Genomic DNA, 4,401 nt, shown 5'->3' with positions numbered 1-4,401 from the left:
GTTGCATGTGGATGCGCCGTCGTCGCATGTGGATTGGTCGTCGGGTGCGGTGGAGTTGCTGACCGAGCAGCGGCCCTGGCCCACGACCGACCGGCCGCGGCGGGCGGGGGTGTCGTCGTTCGGGATCAGCGGCACCAACGCCCACGTGATCCTCGAAGAGTCACCGGTGCTGGAGGAGGCGCCTGTTCACGGCGAGGAGCCGGGGGTCGTGCCGCTGGCGTTGTCGGCGCGTGACGACTCGGCGTTGCGGGCGCTCGCGGCCGGGCTGGTGCCCGTGGTCGAGGCGCACGGTCCGGCTTCGGTGGCGGCGGCGCTGGCTCGCCGGTCGGTGTTCGAGCATCGGGCCGTCGTGCTGGACGGCGCCGCCGGGCTGCGGGCCCTGACCGAGGGCCGCGAGTCGCCTGGTGTGGTGCGGGGCGTGGCGGGGGGCGACGGGCGGGTGGTGTTCGTCTTCCCCGGTCAGGGGTCGCAGTGGGCGGGGATGGGCGTCGAGCTGCTGGACACGGCTCCGGTGTTCGCGGGACGGCTGCGCGAGTGCGCCGTGGCGTTGCGCGAGTTCGGCGACCTCGACGTCGAGGCGGTGCTGCGGTCGGGGGCGGTGCCGGAGCGGGCCGAGGTGGTTCAGCCGGTGCTGTGGGCCGTGATGGTCGCGCTGGCCGAGTTGTGGCGTTCGGCCGGGGTGACTCCGGCGGGCGTGATCGGCCACTCGCAGGGCGAGATCGCGGCCGCGGTGGTGTGCGGCGCGTTGTCGGTGGAGGACGGCGCCCGCGTGGTGGCGCTGCGCAGCCGGGCGCTGGCGCGGCTGGCGGGCCGCGGCGCGATGGCGTCGGTGTCACAGCCCGTGAGCTGGGTGGAGGAGCGGCTCGCCGGCTTCGCCGGGCTGTCGGTCGCCGCGGTGAACGGCCCGGCCGCGACCGTGGTGTCGGGCCCGATCGAGGCCGTCGAGCGGTTTGTGGGATTGTGCGCGGATGAGGGGGCGTGGGCGCGCCGGATCGCGGTGGACTACGCCTCCCACAGCGCGGCGGTGGAGGAGGTCGAGAGCGAGATCCGCGGGCTGACGGTGCGGCCGCGCCACTCAGAGGTGTCGTTCTTCTCCTCGGTGACCGGCACCCTGCTCGACACCACCGGCCTCGACGGCGACTACTGGTACGCCAACCTGCGGCAGCCGGTGCGGTTCACCGACGCGGTGGCGGCGGCGCGGGCCGCCGGCGTGGGGATCTTCGTCGAGGTGAGCCCGCATCCGGTGCTGGGGATGCACATCGAGGGAGCCTCGGAGACGCTTCGTCGCGACGAGGGCGGGCTGGACCGGTTCCTGCTGTCAGCGAGTGAGGCGTTCGTCCGCGGGGCGCCGGTCGACTGGCCGCCTACGGGACAGGCTTCGGCCGAGCTGCCGACCTACCCGTTCCAGCGGCGGCGCTACTGGCTGGCGACACAGCCGTCGCGGACCGACGTCCGGCGGCTTGGCCTGAGCCCCGCCGCCCACCCGTTTCTCGGCGCCACCCTGGAGAGCGCCGACGGCGGGCTCACCTGGACGGGGCGGATCTCGTCCGAGAGCCACCCCTGGCTGGCCGACCATGCCGTGTGGGGCGGGGCGCTGCTGCCGGGAACGGCGTTCGTGGACCTCGCACTCCAGGCCGGGGACCAGCTCGACGAGCTCACCCTGCACACGCCGCTGGCGCTGCCCGAGCGGGGCGGCGTCCGGCTCCAGCTCGTCGCGGGGCCCGCGGACGAGGCGGGACGCCGTACCGTGGCCATCCACTCGCGGCCCGAGGACGCCGAGGACGGCGCCCCGTGGACGCGCCACGCCACTGGCCTGGTGGCCGTCTCCCATGGAGCCGGCGCCGGCACCGGCACCGGCGAGACGCTGGACGCCTGGCCACCGCCGGGGGCGCGGCCGCTGGACGTGGCGGATCTCTACGAGAGGCTCGCCGCGCAGGGGTACGACTACGGGCCGGCCTTCCAGGGCGTGCGGGCGGCCTGGCGGCGCGGGGACGACGTGTACGCCGAGGTGGTGCTGCCGGAGGAGACGGAGGTGCGGGGCTTCGCCGTGCATCCGGCGCTGCTGGACGGGACCCTGCACGCCATCGGGCTCGGCGAGCTGATCCCGGCCGCCGGACCGGACGAGATCCCGCTGCCGTTCTCCTGGACCGGCGTGCGCGTGCACGGGACCGGCGCCTCGCTCCTGAGGGCACGGCTCCAGCCCGGCCGCGACGGCGCCATCCGCCTGGACGCGGCTGACGATCAGGGGCGGCCGGTGGTGTCCGTCGACGCCCTGGCGATGCGGGCCGCCTCGCGGCAGCGGTTCGGGACGGCACGGTCCGGCTCGCTGTTCCGGGTCGGCTGGCACGAGGCCGCTGACATCTCCGGCGGGGCGTCACGTCCGGCCACGGCGGTGTGCCCCGACGGCCCCGACGATCCCACGAGCGCGGCGCGGTGGGCGCTGGAGCAGGTGCAGAAGCGGGTGGCCGAGGACGGCAACACGCCCCTGGTCGTGGTGACCCGCCGGGCCGTCGCGACGGGCCACGACGACGGGGAGATCGACCCCCGGCAGGCGCCGGTCTGGGGGCTGGTCCGTTCCGCGCAGGCCGAGCATCCCGGGCGGTTCGTGCTGCTCGACGTGGACGACGCCGAGAACCTGGAGGAGACGGCGTCCCGCGCCGTGGCGTCGGGCGAACCCCAGCTCGCCCTGCGCGGCGGCCGCCTCCGCGCGCCCCGCCTGGCTCCCGCGGACGGCACCGGCACGTCGGAGACCGCGGCGCTCGGCCGGGACGGCACCGGCGCGTCCGGGGCCGCGGCGTTCGGGCCGGACGGGACGGTGCTCATCACCGGAGGCACGGGGACCCTGGGCGGGGAGGTGGCTCGCCACCTCGTGACCCGGTACGGCGTTCGCCATCTGCTCCTGACCGGCCGGCGCGGCGTGGACGCGCCCGGGGTGGGCGAGCTGGTCGCCGAGCTGGAGGCGGCGGGCGCGGAGGTGACGGTGACCGCGTGCGACGTGGCGGACCGGGACGCGCTGGCGGCCCTGCTGGCCGGGGTGCCTGCCGACCGGCCGCTGCGCGGAGTCGTCCATGCCGCCGCCGTGCTGGACGACGGCGTGGTGGAGGCGTTGCGGCCCGACAGGGTCGACCGGGTGCTGCGGCCGAAGGCGCTGGCCGCCCGGCATCTCCACGAGCTGACACGGGAGCTCGACCTTTCGGCGTTCGTGCTGTTCTCGTCGCTGTCGGGCGTGCTGGGCGCGCCCGGCCAGGCCAACTACGCGGCGGCCAACGCCTACCTCGACGCGCTCGCCGCCCACCGCCGCTCGCTCGGGTTGCCCGCGATCTCCCTGGCCTGGGGGCTGTGGGAGCAGCGCAGCGCCCTGACCGGTGGCCTGCGGACCGCCGAACTCGGCTGGTGGCGCGAGGTGGGGGTCGCCTTCATGCCGACCCGGGGCGGCCTGGCGCTGTTCGACGCCGCCCTCGCCGCTCCGCCGGACGCGTTGCTGGTGCCCGCCCACCTGGACGCCCGCCGGGCCACGCCCCCGGTGCCGTCGATGCTGCGCGAGCTGGCGCCCCGTACGGGCAGACGCCGGACCTCCGGCGCGGCGCGCGGATCGTTGCGGCGGAGGCTGGCCGGGGTACCGGCGGCCGACTGGGACCGGGTGCTGCTCGACCTGGTACGCGAACAGGTCGCCACCGTCCTCGGGCATGCCGGCGCGGAAGCCGTCGAGCCGCGACGGGCCTTCAAGGAGCTCGGCTTCGACTCCCTGCTGGCCGTCCGGCTGCGCAACAACCTCAACAGCGTCACCGGCGTCGAGCTCCCCACGACCGTGGTGTTCGACCACCCCAGCCCGGAGGCGCTCGCCCGGCGGCTGCGCGAGGAGGTGGCGGAGGGTCCCGCCGCGGCGACTGCCGTGCCGGCGCGGGAGGAGCGCTCCGACGACGATCCGATCGTCATCGTGGGGATGGCGTGCCGGTATCCGGGCGGGATCTCCTCGCCCGAGGACCTGTGGCGGCTCGTGGCCTCCGAGGCCGAGGTGATCGGCGGTTTCCCCGCCGACCGGGGCTGGGATCTGGCCGCGCTGTTCGACGCCGGATCCGGCCGGTCGTCCGACACCCGGTTCGGCGGGTTCCTCGGCGATGCCGGAGATTTCGACGCCGACTTCTTCGGGATCTCGCCGCGTGAGGCGCTGGCGATGGATCCGCAGCAGCGGTTGCTGTTGGAGACGTCGTGGGAGGCGTTGGAGCGGGCCGGGATCGATGTGGCGTCCCTGCGCGGCGAGGACGCGGGTGTGTTCGTCGGCGCCATGCACCAGGAGTACGGCCCGCGTACCGACCAGGCCGACACCGGCGCCGACGGGTATCTGCTGACCGGTGGTGCGGCCAGTGTGTTGTCGGGGCGGGTGGCGTACACGTTCGGGCT

The 4,401-nt window shown here is 75.6% G+C and carries 1 protein-coding gene; it reads left to right on the top strand.

Annotated elements, in window-relative coordinates; translation table 11 throughout:
- Positions 1–4,401, top strand: a 4,401-nt coding sequence (locus CXR44_RS40310) for an SDR family NAD(P)-dependent oxidoreductase (RefSeq protein WP_425437462.1), incomplete at both ends; no start/stop codon positions are given.

The organism is Nonomuraea indica (genome assembly GCF_002850745.1).
Classification (GTDB): domain Bacteria; phylum Actinomycetota; class Actinomycetes; order Streptosporangiales; family Streptosporangiaceae; genus Nonomuraea; species Nonomuraea indica.
This window is presented reverse-complemented; position numbering and strand designations above follow the sequence as displayed.